The organism is Saccharopolyspora mangrovi (assembly GCF_035320975.1).
Lineage (GTDB): Bacteria > Actinomycetota > Actinomycetes > Mycobacteriales > Pseudonocardiaceae > Saccharopolyspora > Saccharopolyspora mangrovi.
In genome coordinates, this window is the sequence record NZ_JAWLNX010000055.1 from 1 (window position 1) to 1,121 (window position 1,121).

The window sequence follows — 1,121 nt, forward strand, 5'->3', positions numbered from 1 at the left end:
CTAGCTGTGATGTCCGGGGAGGTTGTCCCGGTCGTGGTGTGTGAGTTGGTTTGTTTTGCAGACAGGTGAAGGCCTCTGGTTGTGAAGTGGAGCTGTCTAGGAACCGCTTCATCAACCGGAGGCCTTCGTGTCCCACCCTAACGCCACGCTGACCCCGCGCACCCGGCTGCGGCTGGCACGTTTGATCGTCGAGGAGGGCTGGACGGCTACTCATGCGGCGAAGATGTTCATGGTGGCTCCGAAAACGGCACGTAAGTGGGCCCAGCGGTATCGGCTCGAAGGCGTCGAGGGCATGCGTGATCGCAGTTGCCGGCCTCACCACAACCCGAGAAAGACCCCTGAACAACTCGTTCGGCGGATCGTGGGGCTGCGGTGGCGTCACCGCCTGGGCCCTGTCCAGATCGGCGGGCGTGTGGGCATGCCCGCCTCGACCGTGCACGCGGTCCTGGTGCGCTGCCGGATCAACCGGCTCTCACGAATCGATCGGGTCACCGGCGAAGCCTTGCGCCGCTACGAACACGACCACCCCGGATCACTGATCCACGTCGACGTCACCAAGTTCGGCAACATCCCGGACGGCGGCGGCTGGCGCTACCTCGGACGTCACCAGGGAAAACGCAACCGGGCCGCCACAGCCCACCGCACCGGCGAGCGAGACCGTCACCACGCCCCGAAACTCGGCACCGCCTACCTGCACACCGTCATCGACGATCATTCCCGGGTCGCCTACGCCGAAATCCGCACCGACGAGAAAGCCGCCACCGCGATCGATGTGCTGCACGGCGCTGTCGCGTGGTTCGCCGAACACGGCGTCACCGTCGAACGGGTCCTGTCCGACAACGGCGCGTGCTACCGCTCCCACACCTGGCGTGACACCTGTCGCGAGCTCGACATCACACACAAACGCACCCGGCCCTACCGGCCCCAAACCAACGGCAAAATCGAACGATTCCACCGCACCCTCGCCGACGGCTGGGCCTACACCCGCCTCTACGAATCAACCCAGCAACGCAACGCCGCCCTGCCAGCCTGGATCCACTTCTACAATCACCACCGCCCCCACTCCGCCATCGGAGGCAAGCCACCAGCCACCCGACTGACCAACCTCCCCGGACATCACA

1 protein-coding gene is annotated in these 1,121 nt (G+C 65.3%); it reads left to right on the plus strand.

What is annotated here, in order from left to right; all coding sequences use genetic code 11:
- Positions 1 to 127: 127 nt before the first annotated feature.
- A partial coding sequence (locus R4I43_RS34215) for an IS481 family transposase (protein WP_324269878.1) occupies positions 128 to 1,121 on the plus strand: 994 nt, incomplete at its 3' end.